This is a genomic window from Pedobacter aquae (genome assembly GCF_008195825.1).
Taxonomy (GTDB): domain Bacteria; phylum Bacteroidota; class Bacteroidia; order Sphingobacteriales; family Sphingobacteriaceae; genus Pseudopedobacter; species Pseudopedobacter aquae.
Genome location: NZ_CP043329.1, coordinates 3,289,002 through 3,307,851, shown reverse-complemented (window position 1 = coordinate 3,307,851; position 18,850 = coordinate 3,289,002). Strand labels below are relative to the sequence as shown.

Here is an 18,850-nt window from a genome sequence, read left to right as displayed (position 1 = left end):
TTTCTAAAATCAGATACACTTTTAGAAGCTTATTTTAGCTTCTGTTTAAAAATAATCATAATATTTTAAACAAAAAACCCAGCTTTTCGGCTGGGTTTCTCTTTATATAAACGCTAATTTATTAATCAATAACATTCACTTTAATCATATTCGTTTTTCCTTTTTTCTCAATCGGGATAGACGCTGTGTTGATGATGATATCGCCAGACTCAATTAACTTCTCTGCTTTTAAGATTTTGTTAACCTCGCTAATGGTGGTGTCTGTACTATCAAACTTATCGTAGTAAAAACCTCTTACTCCCCAAAGTAAACTTAGGGTATTTAACAAATTACGGTTTGATGTAAAAATATAAGTACCTGCTTTTGGTCTGTGACTACAGATTTGGAAAGCTGTATATCCAGAAGATGTCATCGCAACAATACCTTCTGCATTGGTTTTATCTGCTAAAAATACGGCAGAACTACAAACCGCATCAGCCATATAAGTTGGACAGCTCTCGTCTAATTCTTTGTTTTTGTAATACGGATAAGAAGTATTTTCAACATGGTTGATGATTTTGCTCATCGTCTCAATAACGATTAATGGAAACTCACCTACAGAAGTCTCACCGCTCAACATCACTGCATCTGCACCGTCTAACACAGAGTTTGCAACATCATTCACTTCAGCTCTGGTAGGACGCGGAGTAGTAATCATACTCTCTAACATCTGCGTAGCTACAATTACAGGTTTTGATGCTTTATTACATTTCTGAGCAATCATTTTCTGTAAAACCGGAACTTCCTCCATTGGCATTTCAACACCCAAATCTCCACGGGCAACCATTACACCATCTGTAACCTCAATAATAGCGTCTATGTTATCAATAGCTTCTGGCTTTTCTATTTTAGCAATAACCCTAGAAGTTTTACCACTTCTGCTAATGATACGCTTTAAATCTATAATATCTTCTGCTTTTCTTACGAAAGATAAACCTATCCACTCTACATCATTTGCTAAAGCAAAATCAAGGTTTACCAAATCCTCTTCTGTTAAAGAAGGGATAGAAACTTTAGTGTTTGGAAGGTTTACACCTTTTCTGCTGGTTAATATACCACCGTGTAATACTTCACAAATAACAGTATCTTTTCTATTAGTTTCTACCACACGCATTTGCAGTTTACCATCATCTAATAAGATAATTTCTCCTGCTTTTACATCCTGAGGGAAGGTTTCATAAGTGATGTAAATTTGATTATCATCACCAATACACTCGTTAGTAGTAATTTTTATTTGTGTACCGTTAATCAGGTTGATACCGCCATCTTTTACTAAGCCAATTCTAATTTTTGGACCTTGTAAATCTGCCAAGATACCAACATTGGTTTTGTATTTTTGATTGATTTCTCTGATGATATCAATCACTTTTTGGTGATCTTCTGCTTTACCATGAGAGAAGTTTAATCTACAAACATCAACTCCGGCTTTTATTAAGGATAATAAAACGTCTTTATTTGAAGTAGCCGGGCCTAAAGTGGCTACGATTTTGGTCCTTTTTTGAACAATTTTCATTTGCTTTTTTTAATTTTTATTAGTGATGAAGCGCTCATGATTTAGATGATATCCCTAGAAATAATCGGCAAAATCATGATAGTTTCATATATTTTATTCTGAGTCTTTGGTCTAATTATTTTATGAATCTACAAAAAGATTCTAATTCAAAAGTAGTGTATTTTTTACACGAACTCAAATCCATCTGTTAAAAAATAAGATTTTCCTTAGATTTTAGCTTCCTAGGATTCACTTCTACCGCCACCTGAATATCTTCTATTTTCTTTAATCCTTCAAGAAAAAAACTCAAATCTTCCTCATCAATAAACTCTTTAATCAATACAAAATAATCGGTTTCTTTAAGTTCTGGCACCAAATATCCCCCTAAACCTTTATTAGCAATAAGGTAATATGCTGGTGCAAACTCATCCACATGATACAGGTAACGAGAATAATACTTTGTATCAGCCCCGGCATAAGTTATCTCTAAATCTTCTATTTTCTCGAACTCAAATTGTAAGTTTTTATTGATGTGATAGCATAGTCTATAGTCCTTAAGCGGAGACGTTATTGAGATTAAGATAAAATCAAAATCAAGTTCTAGCTTTAAAAATTTCTTATTCAATATAATAAAGTTTAATTTAGCCGAGGAAACCTTAAATAAATCGGCTTGCTTTTTGTCAAAATTAGAGGAAAAACAAAAAGGTTTGATATTTAATAGAATTTATTTTTCTTTGCACAGAATTAATTAACCATTAAAATAGAGTATTATGTCTGATATCGCTTCAAGAGTAAAAGCAATCATCGTTGAAAAATTAGGTGTTGACGAGAATGAGGTAACACCGGAGGCATCTTTCACAAACGATCTTGGTGCTGACTCGTTAGACACTGTTGAATTAATCATGGAGTTTGAAAAAGAGTTCAACGTGGCTATCCCAGACGATCAGGCTGAAACCATCAGTACAGTTGGTCAGGCTATCGCTTACTTGGAAAAAAATGTAAAGTAATTTAACTCTTAACCTAATAGATGGAGCTAAAGAGAGTTGTTGTAACAGGACTAGGTGCGCTTACCCCGATTGGTAATACCGTTGAAGAATATTGGAACGGTTTAATCAACGGAGTAAGCGGTGCCGCTCCTATTACTCGTTTTGACACAGAGAAGTTCAAGACAAAATTTGCTTGTGAGCTGAAGAATTTTGTCGCTGAAAATTATCTCGACAAGAAGGAAGCCCGCAAATTAGATCCGTTTGTGCAGTATGCATTAGTTTCTACTGAAGAAGCTGTAAAAGACGCTGGATTAGATTTTGAAAACCTAAATACCAATAGAATCGGAGTAATCTGGGGTGCTGGTATTGGCGGTTTAAAAACTTTTTTAGATGAAATTACTGATTTTGCAAAAGGCGACGGAACACCAAGATTAAATCCTTTTTTATCCCTAAAATGATTATTGATATCGCCGCAGGGCATATCTCTATCAAATACGGCTTAAGAGGTCCTAATTTTGCATGCGTTTCTGCATGTGCTTCTTCTACCAATGCATTAATAGATGCTTTTAACTACATCAGGTTAAATAAAGCAGATATTATTGTTTCTGGAGGTTCAGAAGCTATCATTAATGAAGCTGGTATAGGCGGATTTAATGCCATGCATGCACTTTCTACCAGAAATGACGATCCACAAACTGCCTCTCGTCCGTTTGACTTAGACAGAGAAGGTTTTGTTGCTGGTGAAGGTTCTGGAACTATCATTTTAGAAAGTTTAGAACATGCAAAAGCAAGAGGTGCCAAAATTTATGCTGAAATAGTTGGCGGCGGCATGAGTGCCGATGCAAACCACATTACTGCACCACACCCTGAAGGGCTTGGCGCAAAATTGGTAATGCAAGGTGCATTAGACGATGCTGGCTTAACCACCGCAGATATTGATTATATTAATGTTCACGGAACATCAACCCCACTAGGTGATATTAGCGAAACAAAAGCTATTGGAAGTCTTTTTGGTGAAGATGCTTATAAGCTGAATATTAGTTCAACAAAATCTATGACTGGCCACTTATTAGGTGCTGCCGGGGCGGTGGAGTCTATAGCTTCTATTTTAGCTATTAAGCATGGCATAATACCTCCAACAATCAACCATTTTACAGATGATCCTGCTTTTGATCCTAAGTTAAACTTTACCTTTAATAAAGCTCAGAAAAGAGAAGTAAGAGCTGCATTAAGTAATACTTTTGGCTTTGGTGGACATAACGCATCGGTAATCTTTAAAAAGTACGAGGATTAATTATTTAAAACTGTTGCGTTTCTGTAAATCTATAAATTCATGAATACGTACAGCGCTTAAATAAATGCCCTTATCAAGAATCTATAAATTACATCTTTCTCCTGACCGTAAATACGTTAAGGCGCTAAAGAATTTATTAGGATTTGTGCCCGGAAACCTTTCTTTATACAAGATGGCTTTCAGGCACAGATCTATTGCTTTAGGTATCAAACGTGGTGGAAAAAACAGTAATGAAAGGTTAGAATTTTTAGGCGATGCCATTTTAGGGGCTGTAGTTGCCGAAGTGCTTTTTAAAATGTACCCTTACAAAGAAGAAGGCTTTCTTACAGAAATGCGCTCTAAAATTGTAAGCAGAGTAAATTTAAACCAATTGGGTAAAAAATTAGGCTTTAACGAGCTGATAGAATTTGACCCTACTACCGTAAACATTACCTCAAAACAAAGTTCTTTATTGGGCGATGCTTTTGAAGCTTTAATTGGAGCTGTTTATTTAGATAAAGGTTATAATTTCACCAAAGATTTCCTTATCCAAAGGATTATCAAGCCTCATATTGACATACACACCTTAGAACAAACCGAAACTAATTTTAAAAGTAAATTAATAGAGTGGTGCCAAAGACACTCTAAGGATATTGTGTTTGAACTTGTCCCCAACCAGGAGGGAGACAATGCAAAGCTTTTCTCTATACAGGTGCTTATTGATAATGAACCTATGGCTACTGGTATAGATTTTAATAAGAAAAGTGCCGAAAAATTAGCTGCTGAAAAAACTTGCGAGCTACTAGCTATCTAAGCTTGTTGTAATTTCATCTCTCTTTGATGTCATAAACTGTTTTAATTTTTAAGTTCCTGTTTAATCTTGTTATTTTTGCCGCTCAATAAGCAGAAAAGCTAAATAGTATATGCCCGTAAAGATTCCAAATAATCTGCCAGCAATAGAAATCCTAAAAAAGGAAAATATATTTGTGATTAATGATTTAAGAGCCAATACACAGGATATCCGTCCTATGCGTGTACTCATTCTTAACTTAATGCCTATAAAAATTACTGCTGAGACAGATTTTGTTAGGTTACTTTCTAACAATGCCTTACAAGTAGAAGTAACTTTCTTAAGGCTAGATTCGCATAAATCTAAAAATACATCAGAACAACATCTTGAACTGTTTTATAAAGTTTTTACCGATATCAAGGAAAACTTTTATGATGGGATGATCATTACAGGTGCGCCAGTAGAGATGCTTAAATTTGAAGAAGTAACCTATTGGAAAGAAATTACCACCATATTTGATTGGGCCAGAAAACATGTAACCTCAACTTTATATATCTGTTGGGCATCGCAAGCAGCACTTTACCATTTTTATGGTGTAGAGAAAATTGCATTAGATAAAAAGCTATTTGGCGTTTATAAACATAGCGCAACAGAAAAAACCAACCCTTTGTTTAGAGGTTTTGACGATGAGTTTTTTATCCCTCACAGTCGCCATACCACCATGCGAAAAGAGGATATTGCCAATAAAGAAGGGGTTTCTATTTTATCAGAATCTGCAGATGCTGGTGTTGCCATTATTTCTTCCAGAGGTGGACGCGAGTTTTACCTTACCGGACATTCTGAATATGCGCCTTTAACCTTGCATGAAGAATATAAAAGAGATGCTAAAAAAGGTTTGGATATAGCCATGCCAGAAAATTATTATGTGGCTAACAACCCTAAAAACCCACCTTTAGTATGCTGGACCAGCCATGCCAATTTGCTTTTCAATAATTGGTTAAACTATTTTGTGTACCAAGAAACACCTTATGATTTAAAAGATGTAGAACATTTGGGTGATATTAAAGTGAATAGTTAAGAAGGTATTTATAAAACATTTAAGTAAAACAGCAAACTATCTCAAAAATCATATTTGTCACATTAAGCGCTTGTCTGTCCGGTAGACAGTGAGTCGAAGGAAATGTCATCCTGAGCGGAGTCGAAGGATAAGAAAAGGCTTCGAATCCGCTCAGCCTGACACAAAGTGGTGATTTGAGGCAGCCTCCTGTTTGGATATAACAATCTCTTAATGTTTGATGATGATTTGCTTTTTGATAACTTCCTTGTCTTCTTTTATATGTAGAAAATAACGACCGCTTGGAAGGTTTTTAATATCCCATTCCAATTTAGTATCTCCTGCCTTCATCATATCCTTTTTAACTTCCTTACCCTTATCATCAAAAAGAAGTAGGTGTTTTTCTTCTGATGCTGTTTTTGATAGTTCAAAAGCTTGCATTCCTTCTGTATTTTCATAAGTTATGGTAAGGGTTTCTTTAGCAGGGTTTGGATAAACATTTAAATTATTGCTTTCCCAATCGCTTGTACAATAAACAGATTCTACCTCTGTTTCTACCCAAGCTGATGTACCACAAGCATTTGTGGCTCTTAATTGAAAAACATAATAACCAGGTGGAACATAACCAAAAACATCAAATCCAGGATAAGCATTACTATTGGTAGCATATACATTTAAAGATGGATATGCTAATAACCTTGCTTCATATGTAGAACTAAGATCATTAGATTCTATAGTAAAAGAATTACCCGAATTATTTGAACACCAATAAGGGTTTTGATTATCTAAATTTGTAAAACTAGGCATTCCTAAAGTGGGTGCTCCTACGTTAATCATTTTAGACAAATTAAAACTTCCACATGCCGTATTTACCGTTGCTGTTAATGCTCCTGTGCCGTCTATAGATTTGCTCATATTTACAGGGTTTGCTGTGTTAGAACCAGAAATGCTAATGCTACCTGTAGCATTCCATGTTACGGTTGCACCACTAGGTAAGTTTGGGATTTGGTAGGTGGTAGTGGTGCAGAATTGGGAAGGGCCTGAAACTGAATAATGAGAAAAGTTAACACCTGTATTAAGATTAATCCAATTTGCATAATTTTTAATTCTTGTATATATAGTAGGTTTCTGATCTTTAGGTAATAAACCCCAGCTAGAAGCACCTATTAAAATAGGCTTATTATTAACATTTATAATTGCAGGACCGCCACTATCCCCAGGAGCAGCACCAGAACCAGACTGATAAAATGCTAACATATTAGAGGTAACATTAATACTACTTCCATTCAAATTATTAGCATCAATATTAGATATTATAGGCATTTGAACACTTTTCAGCATAGACGTTACAACATAAGGCGGATTACCTGTTGTAGCCCCCATCCACTTAAAGAAGCTATATTACCGGGGTCAAGATAATTATCCGGTAAATTACAATCATTTGCATATTCAATTAAATTGACATTTTCGTTGAAAGAAAGAGGTGAGGATAATCTAATAAGCGCAATATCATTATCATTGGTAAGTGGATTATAGTTAGGATGTATCTTTATTTCACTTGCTTGAATATATTGACCTTCCAATAAGTTAGTCTGATTAGAAGAGCCTGCATGAACTTTTAAATTATTGGCATTAATACCTACCACACAATGAGCAGCCGTGAGTATCCAAGTATTACTTAAAATTGAACCTCCGCAAAAATGTTGATTTCCAGCTGAAATATTTTTTAAAGATACTTGCCAAGGAACATTACTAATATCTATAATAGTTCCTCCTACAATATTAGTTGTTTGAGCTTTAGAGTTCAGTTTTATTGAGATTAAAATTACAGCTATAAAGAGAATTTTTTTCATAATCTCAATTATTATAAATTAAAAAAGTATGTAGATTGTTAGTAGGCGCACCATGATTGGCAGTGGTACAATTAAAGAGATTTCCTGAAATTTGAACTGTCTTTCCTATATCTACATCAGTATAATTTGAGGCAGAGCAAGAAAATAGTTTCACATACTTTTGATTAATATTAGTATAAATTTGAGGAAGCGATATTTCAGCATCAACCAGAATATAAAACTGATTATTATTGTATCTATATTCAAGATTAACAACTTTTCTAATTTCACCATTTATATTTTTAAATGTTTGCACAAATAATGGTTTTTCACAACTAGTACATCGTTCATTATAATCTTCCTTTTTACATTTAGCTCCAATTATGTTTATGGCTACCATAATTATAATAATTTTAAATTTTAAGTTCATGATGTTTGATTGATTTGATAATTATTCAGATTCTTATATACTCCATATTAATTTACCGTTAGTTTTGTTGTTTTCAAAATCCGTCCAAATGCTTTGCTCAGAATTAGCTGATATTAAAATCATACCCGAACAATTATACAAGATCCTATTACAACTACCTGTGGATGATGCTAAATTTTCAAAATAAAAAACTTTCACCCCCATGTAATCATACATCGTAAGTTTAGCCCCTGAATAAATTTGACTACATGCCCCTTTACCTGCTACAAGATCCTGAGCCCAATTAAGTTGACTAAATGAAGAAACTCCACATGCGTTAAAATTATCACTTTCTATAAAAGAGCTATTTGTTTCTTTACAGCTTATTAATATTATAGATAGTAAGATTATAATGTAATTTTTCATATTGTAGGATATTATTAGTTAGATATTAGTTGAATTTAGTCAAAATTATGTTTTAAAGATAATACGTTGATTATCAGAAAAAAAATACAGTTAATAATAGTTTCGGAATCAAGTTAATGCTTATAGTATTTAAAATAATTTAGCATTAAATCTAATTAGATATTATTCGCTTAAATTAACATCAAACATAACCTCATCGGCGCTAACCTTATCTACGATAATACCAAAATAAAAATTACCTAATGCAGTATAACCTCCATTCTTTATATCAACTTTATAAATGTAGTTAGTACTTCCGCATTCTTTTTGCCATGTCTGGCTGATTAAACCTCCTGGTATCCCTCCAATTCTTTTTTTTCCAAGAAGAAGCGTGTACTTATTATAATCTAAATGAAATCGCTCTTTATCTTCTTCTGAAATAAACACTTTTTCATCAAATTCAGCTTTAGAGTTAATAACTAGATACTTATCCTCCTCATCACCATTAACAATTCCTAAAGAAGGATAATTTCTGAAATCGACAGTTTCAAAACTAAGAAAGCCACAATCTGTCTCTTGTTTATCACATCCAGAAAAAGTTAAAGTAGCTACAATTAAAGAAAATAAAAGGAGTCTTGAGTTTTTCATAAAGTAAAAATTTTAGTAGCATCAACTTATAAACAGCTTTTTCTTAAATAAAAGCATTGGGCAAAAATTTTCATTGATAGTAAGTTCCTAACTAAATTAATTACGAATCTTATGGGTTAACTGCTACAATGAAATGATTTTAATATAAAATTTAAACAACTATTAAGAAACATTAATCAAGTACAATCCTATAAATAGAATAATAAGCTCTTCATCTAGATTCTCTTTTCTTAAACTTCTCGTAAGAATCCTTAATATACTTAATCACATCATAATCATTCCAATAGGTTACTTGGCTGGGTTTAGGTCTGTATAAGAACATAAACTCTGCTACATCCTCATCCTTTATAGGAATATGTTTCATAATCAGCCATTTATTAAACTTCCTATCTACAGCACTTTCGGCATTTTCTCTGCTGATGTATTGTACAAACCTTTGTGCATTATTAGCATCTTTACTTAAAAGCTCGTGTATAGCTGTTAAAGGATGAAAAATAGAAAACAACAAAGGCGGACTACCATTAAAATAAACACCTTTACTTCTAAAATCGTCTAAAACCTCTTTTTGGTCGGCTTTTTTTGAAGGCTGCGTTACCACCACTTCTTCTAACTTGATAACGCCTTTTAAATACACTACCAAATTTTGCTTAGCGCTGATGTTTTTACTAAACTCCTGAAAACCTTCTTTCTGAATCAAAATCGTATCGCCTATTTGTGCTGGAATAGAGAAAACGCCCCATTCATCACTTTTTAAACTCGCTTGTGTCCTTTGATTGATGATATTCACATAAGGTAATCTTTGCTTGTTTAAATCGCTAAAAACAACACCTTTAAGGATAAACTGCTCTTGCCCGTAAGACCAAGGCAGCAACGCAAAGCATAAGTAGAAAAACAGCAGATACCTCATAGACCTTAAATTTAAGATTAACTTCCTTAAGCGCCCTATGTTTTAGCTTTTTTAACATTTGTAGGATATAGAAAAGCACCATCCATTTAATAGATTAATTTTTATCTTTGCAAATGTTAAAATCAATGACTGGTTACGGATCGGCAACCAAAGATCTGGACAGCGGAAAATACACCGTAGAAATTAAGTCTCTTAATAGTAAGTTTTTAGAGCTTAACCTGAAATTACCAAAAGCCTATTCTGAAAAAGAATTTTTCCTAAGAAACGAGTGCAATAAGCAAATAGAAAGAGGTAAAGTAATGCTTTCTATCAATATAGAAAGTAATAATGCTGGTGCTAAAGCAGCCACCATCAACCAAGATTTATTGAAATATTATTATCAAGAGCTTAAAAATACCGCTTTAGAACTAGGTGAAAATACCAACAACTTGTTAAGCTTGGCTATCAACTTACCCGAAGTGGTAAAATATGATGAGAATGCTGTTTCTGAAGAAGAATGGAACCAGGTTTTAGCCACTTTTCAGACTGCTTTAGAGAATTTTAAAAAATTTAGAGCAGACGAAGGTGAAGTTTTAGAAAAAGATTTGATTTTACGTATCGAAAATATTTTAACGCTTTTACAAAAAGTTGAGGTAGATGAACCTAACCGCGTACCCGTTTTTAAAGAAAGATTAAACACTTATTTAGCAGATGCTGTTGGCAAAGAAAACATTGATAACAACAGGTTAGAGCAAGAAATTATCTATTATATAGATAAGTTTGACATCACAGAAGAAAAAGTAAGACTAAGAAGCCACTGCGATTATTTTATCAAAACTTTAAAAGATAAAGATGCTAATGGTAAAAAGTTAGGTTTTATCTCGCAAGAAATAGGCAGAGAAATTAATACCATGGGCTCTAAAGCTAATGATGCTAATATCCAAAGAAACGTGGTGAGCATGAAAGAAGAATTAGAGAAAATTAAAGAACAACTGTTAAACGTATTATAAAGTTTAAGGTAAAAAGTTCAAGGTTTAAAGTTTAGACCTTCAACTTTCGACTTTCAACTTTCAACTTTAAAGAATGAAACAAGGCAAACTCATTATATTTTCGGCACCGTCTGGAGCAGGTAAAACCACTATCGTTCATCATTTACTGAATAAATTTCCCGATAAAATTTCCTTTTCTATATCGGCAACTACCAGACAATTAAGAGGCGATGAGGTAAATAACAGAGATTATTATTTCATCAGTAATGAAGAATTTTACACCGTGTGGCTAAGCATGAGTTTGTAGAGTTTGAGGAGGTATATACCGGAACTTTTTATGGCACTTTAAAAAGTGAAATACAAAGAATTTGGGATGAGGATAAACATGTTATTTTTGATATTGATGTTGAAGGCGGCTTAAGGTTAAAAAAGAAATTTGAGCAAGATGCTTTGGCTATTTTTGTGCAGCCACCATCTTTAGATGTTTTAATAGAAAGGTTAACTGGAAGAGGTACAGACTCTGAAGAAAAACTTGCAGAACGTATAAAAAAAGCAGAAAAAGAGCTTGACTACGCTTCTAAATTTGATGTTATTCTAAAAAATAACGACTTAGAGACTGCTTGTAAAGAAGCAGAAGAGTTAATTGCTAACTTTTTAAACAGTTAAATTAAAACAATGAAAATTGGTTTATTTTTTGGCTCTTATAACCCTATCCATACCGGGCATTTGGTTATTGCCAATTATATGGCCAACCATACCCCTTTAGATAAAGTTTGGCTAGTAGTTTCTCCTCATAATCCTTTAAAGGATAAAAAAGACCTTATTCAGGTTTATGATAGGCTAGAAATGGCTAAAATAGCTACCGAGAAGAGCGAGAATATCAGCGTAAGCGATATAGAACTTAAACTACCGCAGCCATCTTATACCATAGATACGCTCACGCACTTAAAAGATATTTACCCAGAACATGATTTTGTGTTGATTATGGGTGCAGATAATCTGAAAAGCCTCAAGAAATGGAAAAATTATGAGCTTATTTTAAGAGATTATCATATTTATGTTTATCCAAGACCGGGTTATGTTGATGAAGAACTTAGCCATCATCCATCAGTAACCACTACCCAAACTCCGCTGATGGAAATCTCCTCTACTTTTATCAGAAAAGCCATTAAAGAAAATAAAAATGTACAGTATTTCTTACCAGAAGAAGTATTAGAGTTTATAGAGAGTAAAAGTTTGTATAAATAGCTTAATTTTCTGTTATGAGCGATAAAACCATGTTTAAATTACAATTACCAACAGACCCATTTTGGGTAAAAAATGTGGTAGAAAGTAATATCGAAGAAATTTTAACAGACCACGCCTACTGCGAACAAAAGGCAGCTACCAATGCCATTACCCTCATTATCCAAAACCCCAATGTGCCAGAATTGGTACAAGAAATGGCGGAATTGGTGAAAGAAGAAATGGACCATTTTAAGCGTGTGCATGAAATCATCATTAAAAGAGGTTATACTTTTGGCAAAGAGCGTAAAGACAATTACGTTAACGAGCTCTTGAAATTCTTGAAAAAGGGCGGAGGCGAAAACCAAAGAACAGAAAATATGGTTGACCGTCTTTTGCTTGCCGCGATGATAGAAGCCAGAAGTTGCGAGCGTTTCAAAGTACTATCAGAACATGTTGCAGATAATGAACTAGCTGCTTTTTACCATGAATTGATGATTTCTGAGGCTACACATTATACGCTTTTCATCGGCTTAGCCAGAAAATACGGTAAGGGTATTGATGTAGAAAAACGTTGGCAAGAATGGTTAGATTATGAGGGCGTCATCATCAAAAGCTACGGAAAAAGCGAAACTATACATGGATAAACCTAAAGAAAAACAAAATGACACAAAAAGTTAGATGGGGCATTTTAAGCACTGCAAAAATTACTACCGATAGGGTTTTACCTGCTCTTAAAGACTGTAACTTCACTCAGGTTGATGCTATTTGTTCTAGAAATTTAGTTCAGGCACAAAAAGCAGCCACACTTTTAGGTATTGAAAAAGCTTATGGCACTTATGAAGAACTGTTAAATGATGCTGATATAGATGCCATTTACATCCCATTACCCAACCATTTGCATGTAGAATGGAGCATAAAATGCTTAGAAGCAGGCAAACATGTTTTGTGTGAAAAACCCATCGGATTATCGAGTAAAGAAGCCCAAATTCTTTTAGAAGCTGCTAAAAAATATCCTCATCTAAAAGTCATGGAAGGCTTTATGTATAGGTTTCACCCGCAATGGATACATGCAAAAGAGCTGGTAAACCAAAAGTGGATAGGCGATTTGAAAGTTATCCAATCTTTTTTCTCTTATTATAATGTAGACCCGCAGAACATTCGCAATCAAGCAGAAATTGGGGGTGGCGGTTTGATGGATATTGGTTGCTATTGCATTTCGCTTTCGCGATTTTTATTTGATGCAGAGCCTTTAAACGTGGCTTCTAATATTGATTATGACCCGGTAATGAAAACCGACATCATATCATCAGGAATGATGCAGTTTGCCAATGGCGTATCAAGCTTCACCTGTTCTACCCAATTGGTACCTTACCAAAGGGTAAATATTATTGGAGATTTAGGTCGTATAGAAATAGAAATACCTTTTAATGCCAAACCTTTAGAACCAGCTAAAATAAGCCTTTTTAAGGCCGATGAGCAAAAAGACGTTTTCTTTGATATCACCAACCAATATACTTTACAGTTTGATGCTTTTTCTAAAGCTATTTTAGACAATACAAATGTACCTACACCTTTAGAAGATGCTGTAAACAATATGAAGGTTATAGAGGCTATGTTTGCTAGTGATAAAGAGAAATGTTGGAAAAACATAAATGGAGCGTAAGAACTAATAACCTGTTTACCATCATTCATCAAATATTATAAGCTTAACGTAAGATGAACGTAGGATAAACGTAAGAACAGACTTACATAATGTGTAGGATACTGTCCTTTTTATTATAAAATTGAAGCATCAGAAGCATCTCTTTTTTCATGGTTAACTTTCATCTCTAAAACGTTTTTAAGGTAATTATCTATCACCTCAACATCAATGGTATCATGAATAAGGCCCAAATACAAATCTGGTCTTACAATAAAGGTCCGTTTTGTATCAGGTTTTACGCCCATAAATTCAAATAGGGGCTCGTTTCTCTCACTAGGTGGTAAATAATAAAGTTTTACCGGATAGTTTAACTGCACCCACCGAGAAACGGTAAATAAATTTGGCTGAGATAAATAACCAAAAAGGATAACCGAAAAATGCTTGTAATTTGTCCATTGATGTAATTGGATATCTACCTGAGCTTTTTCATCATAAAAGTTAAAATCAGGCAAAAGCTCCCCAGCTTCTAAACTTCTGTCCTGACTTAAATGGAGGTTTATTTTAGCATCAATTAATTGATAAACTTTTGCCTTAGGCTGATGAATTTTAGCCAACAACCTTTTAAAAGCCGATTGTTTAAATACCTTTTGCTCCCATTGTTCTTGCAATAATGTTTTTTCTAATTCAGCTGTTAAAAGTACCTTTTGATTTAGGGTACCATTTATCAAACCACTCATTCGCCAGCCTAACAATAAGATATTTCTAAAGCTTAAATCAAGGTTATTATTTAAAAGTAAAGCCTCTGCTTTATACACTAAAGGATTAATTTTGGATATTTTTTGAAGGGTTAATGTTGATGTAAAATCCTCTCCTATTTTCTTCTCTGATGATTTCCAAACTACTGGACAAACCCTACCTGCCAATAACTTTAAGCTCTGTTCTAAAAAGCCAGAAACAGTAATCATATCAGCATTATCTTTTACCTGATAACCAAATTGCTTTAAAAAATGACCCATATAATGGTCAAAAATTAACTCCTCCGGAAAATCATCTGGCTTTTCTTGCTCTGCCCAGATAAAAACCGATACGCCATTATAGCTCAAGGCAACAGCCAAAAACAAAGCAGGTATATTGATGCCGTAAATGCTTACATCTGTATCGGGTTTAAACATTATTTTGTTCTGTATAATAAGAATATGGTAGGCTTTTTATGCAAATCAGGTGCCTCTTTCCGCCAATCGCCAACAGATTTAGTCTTTACAAACTCATCCTCAGCAGTTAAATTACTTGCTATGCATAACAAAGTATCTGGCCTACATGTTCTCAAAATCTCTTCTAACATGGGGTTATTTCTAAAAGGCGTTTCAATAAAAAGCTGTGTTTGTTTAAAACGCTCTGCAAAGCCTTCCAAATCCTTAATCTTTTTAGCTCTGGCCATTTTATCAATAGGTAAATATCCTTGGAAAGCAAAGCTTTGTCCGTTAAAGCCCGATGCCATTAAGGCTAATAATAAAGAGCTTGGCCCTACCAAGGGTACAACATTTATATTCCTTTTATGCGCTTCGGCTATAATTTCTGCACCGGGGTCTGCAATACCCGGGCAACCAGCTTCACTCATTAAACCTACATTTTTACCCTGCTCTAAACCCTTGAAATAAGGTTTTAAGCTGCCCCCACGACTATGTTTTCCGTAATCATGAATAATTAAATCACTCTGTGGCGTTTTCAAGCCCGCTTCTTTTAAACACCTTCTGGCTGTTTTCTCGTTTTCTACAATGTATTCATCTATAGTATTTATGGTATCAACCAAAAAAGGAGTTAAAGACTTTGCAACAGCATTTTCTGCCATAACAACCGGGATAAGATATAATGTGCCTTTTGTCATACCGCAAAGTACGTGATTTTAACAAAGGAAATACGCAAATAAAAAAATCTAATTTTTATTGACACCTTTTTATTTCTTATGCGTCTTACTATTATAAACGGTTGTTTAGTAACCGTTAAAACAACCAATTATTTGTAAATATCTGAAGCTTGTCAAATTATAGCAATGCTTGTATGAAAAGCTTTCTTGATAACGTTTTATAAATAATTCCTTAAAAAATGGAAAGGAAAATGTACCATGAACAGATTAAAAAAATCTTTATCAGTTTTGGGGATAAGTATCTTATTCCTAATCCTAAGTGCTAACACTAGCCAAGCGCAAGGTAGAAGTGTTAGTTTACAAACCTTTTATGATGAGCTTTCTTATCATGGAGATTGGGTAAATAACCAAGAATACGGCTACGTTTGGCGACCAAATGTTGGAAGAGATTTTAGACCTTATTATACCAATGGACGATGGGTAATGACAGAATATGGCAATACCTGGGTTTCAGATTTTGAATGGGGCTGGGCTCCTTTCCATTATGGACGTTGGTTTTACGATAGCTATGATGGATGGATTTGGTTACCCGATACAGAATGGGGACCAGCATGGGTAGAATGGAGAACCGGTGGCGGTTATTATGGATGGGCACCTTTAGGACCAAGAATATCTGTTAATATCAATATAGGAAGAAGGTATTATCCAGATCACTATTGGGTTTTTATCCCTCAAAGATGTATCTATTACCCATCATATCAAAGGTATTGGGAGCCAAGAAGAAATGTAGTAATTATTAGAAATACAACCGTTATCAATAATGTTTATGTAGTGAACAGAAACGTTAGGTATAACAGCGGCCCTAGGGTTGAAGATGTGAGAAGAGCTACCAGACAAAATGTTACGGTATATAAAGTTAACGATACAAACAGACCAAGTTCTGCTAGGATAGAAAGAGGTACGGTGAATGTTTACCGTCCGCAGGTAGAAGCAAGAGGAGATGCAGCGCCAAGAGCAATAGCTAATAACTCTTCTAGACCATCAAGAACAGAAACTGGTACAAGACCATCTTCTTCTAATGATAACCGGGTTTTGGATAGAACTGAGAACAATGCTAGACCAGAACGTAGCAGTGGAGCTACTGGTAGAGAAGAGATAAACAGAAATGCAGAAGGTAGGGGGTCTAGTTCTAACAACAGCAGACCAGAGCGTGTAGAAAGAAACAATGCTCCTGAAAGACCGGATATAAATAATATGCCGTCTAGACCTAATGATAATAGCAGACCAGAGCGTGTAGAAAGACCTAGCTCTTCTGATAGACCAGAAACAGGAAACTCAGCACCATCTAGACCTGATGATAACAACAGGCCAGAACGCGTAGAAAGAGAAAGACCATCTTCTACACCAACAGAGAGCAGAAGTTACCCTTCAGGAGATAATAGCAGAAGATCTTCTGGCTCAGAAAGAGCTCCGTCTGCTCCTCAAAGAGTAGAAAGGCCATCTGCGCCAAGCTCTTCTGGTAAAAGACCATCAGGCGGAAGTAGTGAGAGAGGAAGTAGTAGTAGAGGTAGCTCAGAAAACAGTTCAAGATCTGGAAGACCGAGTAGATAAATACCTTATAATTTTATAAAATGGCTGTCTTTTTTTAAAAAAGGCAGCCATTTTTTATGGCATAATTACAGTATTTATTATCTTTCGGGGTATGATTGATTTCTTGCCCTTATTTCAGCCTTTAAACCAAGCTTTAATAGATTTTCTTAAACAATTGAATGAAAAAGATTGGCAAAGAGCTACAGTATGTAAGGATTGGACGGTAAAAGACATCGCAGCACATTTGTTAGATACTAGCATAAGAAGGCTGTCTTTAGGGAGAGATGAATACCAACATTTACAACAAGAATTTTCTACTTACGAAGAGTTATTAGCCCATATTAATAACATCAATAAGGAATGGGTGGCTGCATCAAAAAGATTGAGCCCAAATATTTTAATAGAGCTGATAAGCAAATATCAAGATGATTTAATAGCTTATTTTGAGACTTTAGACCCTTTTGATATGGCTCTTTTTCCGGTTACATGGGCCGGAAAATCACATTCAGAAAATTGGTTTGATATTGCCAGAGAATATTCTGAAAGATGGCTTCACCAACAACAAATACGTTTTGCTTTTAATAATCAGGAGCTTCTAGAACCAAAATTTTATAGCCCCTACTTAGAAATTATTATGGAAGCCCTGCCTTATACCTATCAAAAAATTAACGCAGAAATTGGTAAAAGTGTAGCAGTAGAAATTGTAGGGCCTGCGGGCAAACGCTGGACCATTAAAAAAGATAAAAGATTTTGGGTTTTTGATGAAGCGCATAAACAAGCGGATGCACTTATTTATATAGACCAACAAATTGCATGGCTTTTATTCTCCAAAGGCATTCACGCAGAAGAGGCAGGCCAATTTTATCAAATCCATGGCGAGCGTCATTTAGCGCTTCCGGTATTAAAAATGCTTACTGTAATGGCATAAAAAAAGCACCTGCTTTTAGGCAGATGCTTTCTGTATCATCACTTAAAATTTATTAGTTGTTGGTAGTTGCTTTAGCTTCTGCTTTCATGGCTTCGTTAGCAACAATTACAATTTCAACACGTCTGTTTTGTGTTCTTCCTTCTTCAGTTTCATTAGAAGCAATAGGCTCATTTTTACCTTTACCGCTAGATTTTAAACGGCCAGTATCTACACCTTTAGAAACTGCATAAGATCTAACTGCGTTTGCTCTTTCTAAAGATAGTCTATCATTAACCGCATCAGAACCAATACCGTCTGTATGACCAATAATCATGATATCAGTATCAGGATATTTGTTTAAAGAAGCCGCTAAGTTATCTATGTTTTGTCTAGCAGCTGTAGATAAGGTTGATTTTCCAAATTCAAACAATAAACCAGAATCAAATTTAACAATGATACCTTCACCTGCTGGGATAACCTCAGCACCTGGTATAGATTGCTCTAATTCTTTTGCTTGTCTATCCATTTTTCTACCAATAAAAGCACCCGCAGTACCACCTAAAGCACCACCAATAATAGCTCCAACAGCTGTATTTCCAGCTTTGTTGCCAATTAAAGCGCCAATAGTACCACCAGCAGCAGCACCAATACCAGCCCCTTTTTGTGTGCTAGTTAAAGAATCACATCCAGGTAAAATAGTAGTTGCGCCAATGGCAAAAGCTAATCCTAAAACAGATATTTTTAATCTTGAAGTTTTCATATTATTTATATTGATATTTACAATGATGTTTGTCAAAGCGAATGCCAAAAATAAAAA

20 protein-coding genes and 2 pseudogenes are annotated in these 18,850 nt (G+C 34.6%); 11 read left to right on the top strand and 11 right to left on the bottom strand.

Annotated elements, in window-relative coordinates:
• Positions 1-121: 121 nt before the first annotated feature.
• Positions 122-1,552, bottom strand: coding sequence for a pyruvate kinase (gene pyk, locus FYC62_RS14590; protein WP_026905279.1), 1,431 nt, complete (start codon positions 1,550-1,552; stop codon positions 122-124).
• A gap of 187 nt (positions 1,553-1,739) precedes the next feature.
• Entirely contained in the window at positions 1,740-2,156 is a 417-nt protein-coding gene (locus tag FYC62_RS14585) for an IPExxxVDY family protein (RefSeq protein WP_149075463.1), read from the bottom strand.
• Between the two features lie 145 nt (positions 2,157-2,301).
• Here FYC62_RS14585 and FYC62_RS14580 point away from each other — a divergent pair, with 145 nt between their 5' ends.
• The 4 genes and pseudogenes from FYC62_RS14580 to metA all read left to right on the top strand — a co-directional run bounded on the left by FYC62_RS14580 (position 2,302) and on the right by metA (position 5,658).
• A complete protein-coding gene (locus FYC62_RS14580; protein WP_026905281.1) occupies positions 2,302-2,538 on the top strand; it encodes an acyl carrier protein in 237 nt (78 codons plus the stop codon).
• Between the two features lie 20 nt (positions 2,539-2,558).
• Positions 2,559-3,811, top strand: a pseudogene (gene fabF, locus FYC62_RS14575) (beta-ketoacyl-ACP synthase II).
• Between the two features lie 64 nt (positions 3,812-3,875).
• Positions 3,876-4,604, top strand: coding sequence for a ribonuclease III (gene rnc / locus FYC62_RS14570; RefSeq protein ID WP_052177047.1), 729 nt, complete (start codon positions 3,876-3,878; stop codon positions 4,602-4,604).
• A gap of 109 nt (positions 4,605-4,713) precedes the next feature.
• The gene (metA, locus tag FYC62_RS14565; protein WP_149075462.1) at positions 4,714-5,658 is read left to right on the top strand and encodes a homoserine O-acetyltransferase MetA; all 945 of its coding nucleotides are present in this window, start codon (positions 4,714-4,716) and stop codon (positions 5,656-5,658) included.
• A 207-nt stretch (positions 5,659-5,865) separates the two neighbouring features.
• Here the strand turns inward: metA and FYC62_RS14560 are convergent, their stop codons facing one another.
• The 6 genes from FYC62_RS14560 to FYC62_RS14535 all read right to left on the bottom strand — a co-directional run bounded on the left by FYC62_RS14560 (position 5,866) and on the right by FYC62_RS14535 (position 9,835).
• A complete protein-coding gene (locus tag FYC62_RS14560; RefSeq protein ID WP_149075461.1) occupies positions 5,866-7,017 on the bottom strand; it encodes a T9SS type A sorting domain-containing protein in 1,152 nt (383 codons plus the stop codon).
• A complete protein-coding gene (locus FYC62_RS14555; protein WP_149075460.1) occupies positions 6,981-7,487 on the bottom strand; it encodes a serine protease in 507 nt (168 codons plus the stop codon). The genes FYC62_RS14560 and FYC62_RS14555 overlap by 37 nt, the downstream gene beginning before the upstream one ends.
• A gap of 4 nt (positions 7,488-7,491) precedes the next feature.
• Positions 7,492-7,866, bottom strand: coding sequence for a hypothetical protein (locus FYC62_RS14550; protein WP_168199457.1), 375 nt, complete (start codon positions 7,864-7,866; stop codon positions 7,492-7,494).
• Positions 7,867-7,929: 63 nt separating this feature from the next.
• Positions 7,930-8,301: a hypothetical protein gene (locus tag FYC62_RS14545; protein ID WP_149075458.1), complete on the bottom strand. Its 372-nt coding sequence runs from the start codon at positions 8,299-8,301 to the stop codon at positions 7,930-7,932.
• A gap of 162 nt (positions 8,302-8,463) precedes the next feature.
• On the bottom strand, positions 8,464-8,928 hold the full coding sequence (locus FYC62_RS14540) for a hypothetical protein (protein ID WP_149075457.1): 465 nt from the start codon (positions 8,926-8,928) through the stop codon (positions 8,464-8,466).
• 211 nt (positions 8,929-9,139) lie between these two features.
• On the bottom strand, positions 9,140-9,835 hold the full coding sequence (locus FYC62_RS14535; protein WP_149075456.1) for a hypothetical protein: 696 nt from the start codon (positions 9,833-9,835) through the stop codon (positions 9,140-9,142).
• A 113-nt stretch (positions 9,836-9,948) separates the two neighbouring features.
• Here FYC62_RS14535 and FYC62_RS14530 point away from each other — a divergent pair, with 113 nt between their 5' ends.
• From FYC62_RS14530 to FYC62_RS14510, 5 genes and pseudogenes are all read left to right on the top strand, one after another.
• Positions 9,949-10,824 (top strand): YicC/YloC family endoribonuclease, encoded by an 876-nt coding sequence (locus tag FYC62_RS14530; protein WP_240534752.1) that lies wholly within the window; start codon positions 9,949-9,951, stop codon positions 10,822-10,824.
• 73 nt (positions 10,825-10,897) lie between these two features.
• Positions 10,898-11,469, top strand: a pseudogene (gene gmk, locus FYC62_RS14525) (guanylate kinase).
• 9 nt (positions 11,470-11,478) lie between these two features.
• Entirely contained in the window at positions 11,479-12,051 is a 573-nt protein-coding gene (nadD, locus tag FYC62_RS14520) for a nicotinate (nicotinamide) nucleotide adenylyltransferase (RefSeq protein ID WP_149075454.1), read from the top strand.
• A 14-nt stretch (positions 12,052-12,065) separates the two neighbouring features.
• Positions 12,066-12,674, top strand: coding sequence for a tRNA-(ms[2]io[6]A)-hydroxylase (gene miaE, locus FYC62_RS14515; protein WP_202594452.1), 609 nt, complete (start codon positions 12,066-12,068; stop codon positions 12,672-12,674).
• A 17-nt stretch (positions 12,675-12,691) separates the two neighbouring features.
• Positions 12,692-13,693, top strand: coding sequence for a Gfo/Idh/MocA family protein (locus tag FYC62_RS14510; protein ID WP_149075453.1), 1,002 nt, complete (start codon positions 12,692-12,694; stop codon positions 13,691-13,693).
• Positions 13,694-13,806: 113 nt separating this feature from the next.
• On the opposite strand, the gene FYC62_RS14505 is transcribed toward FYC62_RS14510, so the two are convergent.
• The gene (locus tag FYC62_RS14505; RefSeq protein WP_149075452.1) at positions 13,807-14,844 is read right to left on the bottom strand and encodes a hypothetical protein; all 1,038 of its coding nucleotides are present in this window, start codon (positions 14,842-14,844) and stop codon (positions 13,807-13,809) included.
• Positions 14,844-15,557 (bottom strand): SAM-dependent methyltransferase, encoded by a 714-nt coding sequence (locus FYC62_RS14500; RefSeq protein WP_149075451.1) that lies wholly within the window; start codon positions 15,555-15,557, stop codon positions 14,844-14,846. Before FYC62_RS14500 ends, FYC62_RS14505 begins: the two co-directional genes overlap by 1 nt.
• A 237-nt stretch (positions 15,558-15,794) precedes the next feature.
• Between FYC62_RS14500 and FYC62_RS14495 the strand changes: the two genes are divergently transcribed.
• Positions 15,795-17,147, top strand: coding sequence for a DUF6600 domain-containing protein (locus FYC62_RS14495; protein ID WP_149075450.1), 1,353 nt, complete (start codon positions 15,795-15,797; stop codon positions 17,145-17,147).
• A 91-nt stretch (positions 17,148-17,238) separates the two neighbouring features.
• Positions 17,239-18,054 carry a maleylpyruvate isomerase N-terminal domain-containing protein gene (locus FYC62_RS14490; RefSeq protein WP_149075449.1) on the top strand — a complete coding sequence of 272 codons (816 nt, stop codon included), beginning with the start codon at positions 17,239-17,241 and terminating at the stop codon, positions 18,052-18,054.
• A gap of 52 nt (positions 18,055-18,106) precedes the next feature.
• Here FYC62_RS14490 and FYC62_RS14485 read toward each other — a convergent pair whose 3' ends face one another.
• Positions 18,107-18,793, bottom strand: coding sequence for an OmpA family protein (locus tag FYC62_RS14485; RefSeq protein ID WP_039451914.1), 687 nt, complete (start codon positions 18,791-18,793; stop codon positions 18,107-18,109).
• Positions 18,794-18,850 lie beyond the last annotated feature (57 nt).

What these genes read in the sequence shown, in the direction of transcription:
- metA (WP_149075462.1), top strand. Translation starts at nt 4,714, where the DNA reads ATGCCCGTAAAGATTCCAAATAATCTGCCAGCAATAGAAATCCTAAAA.
- FYC62_RS14555 (WP_149075460.1), bottom strand. Translation starts at nt 7,487, where the DNA reads ATGAAAAAAATTCTCTTTATAGCTGTAATTTTAATCTCAATAAAACTG.
- FYC62_RS14505 (WP_149075452.1), bottom strand. Translation starts at nt 14,844, where the DNA reads ATGTTTAAACCCGATACAGATGTAAGCATTTACGGCATCAATATACCT.
- FYC62_RS14580 (WP_026905281.1), top strand. Translation starts at nt 2,302, where the DNA reads ATGTCTGATATCGCTTCAAGAGTAAAAGCAATCATCGTTGAAAAATTA.
- pyk (WP_026905279.1), bottom strand. Translation starts at nt 1,552, where the DNA reads ATGAAAATTGTTCAAAAAAGGACCAAAATCGTAGCCACTTTAGGCCCG.
- FYC62_RS14530 (WP_240534752.1), top strand. Translation starts at nt 9,949, where the DNA reads ATGTTAAAATCAATGACTGGTTACGGATCGGCAACCAAAGATCTGGAC.
- miaE (WP_202594452.1), top strand. Translation starts at nt 12,066, where the DNA reads ATGAGCGATAAAACCATGTTTAAATTACAATTACCAACAGACCCATTT.
- FYC62_RS14495 (WP_149075450.1), top strand. Translation starts at nt 15,795, where the DNA reads ATGAACAGATTAAAAAAATCTTTATCAGTTTTGGGGATAAGTATCTTA.
- FYC62_RS14500 (WP_149075451.1), bottom strand. Translation starts at nt 15,557, where the DNA reads ATGACAAAAGGCACATTATATCTTATCCCGGTTGTTATGGCAGAAAAT.
- FYC62_RS14535 (WP_149075456.1), bottom strand. Translation starts at nt 9,835, where the DNA reads ATGAGGTATCTGCTGTTTTTCTACTTATGCTTTGCGTTGCTGCCTTGG.
- FYC62_RS14560 (WP_149075461.1), bottom strand. Translation starts at nt 7,017, where the DNA reads ATGGGGGCTACAACAGGTAATCCGCCTTATGTTGTAACGTCTATGCTG.
- FYC62_RS14540 (WP_149075457.1), bottom strand. Translation starts at nt 8,928, where the DNA reads ATGAAAAACTCAAGACTCCTTTTATTTTCTTTAATTGTAGCTACTTTA.
- FYC62_RS14490 (WP_149075449.1), top strand. Translation starts at nt 17,239, where the DNA reads ATGATTGATTTCTTGCCCTTATTTCAGCCTTTAAACCAAGCTTTAATA.
- FYC62_RS14510 (WP_149075453.1), top strand. Translation starts at nt 12,692, where the DNA reads ATGACACAAAAAGTTAGATGGGGCATTTTAAGCACTGCAAAAATTACT.
- rnc (WP_052177047.1), top strand. Translation starts at nt 3,876, where the DNA reads ATGCCCTTATCAAGAATCTATAAATTACATCTTTCTCCTGACCGTAAA.
- FYC62_RS14550 (WP_168199457.1), bottom strand. Translation starts at nt 7,866, where the DNA reads ATGGTAGCCATAAACATAATTGGAGCTAAATGTAAAAAGGAAGATTAT.
- FYC62_RS14545 (WP_149075458.1), bottom strand. Translation starts at nt 8,301, where the DNA reads ATGAAAAATTACATTATAATCTTACTATCTATAATATTAATAAGCTGT.
- FYC62_RS14485 (WP_039451914.1), bottom strand. Translation starts at nt 18,793, where the DNA reads ATGAAAACTTCAAGATTAAAAATATCTGTTTTAGGATTAGCTTTTGCC.
- nadD (WP_149075454.1), top strand. Translation starts at nt 11,479, where the DNA reads ATGAAAATTGGTTTATTTTTTGGCTCTTATAACCCTATCCATACCGGG.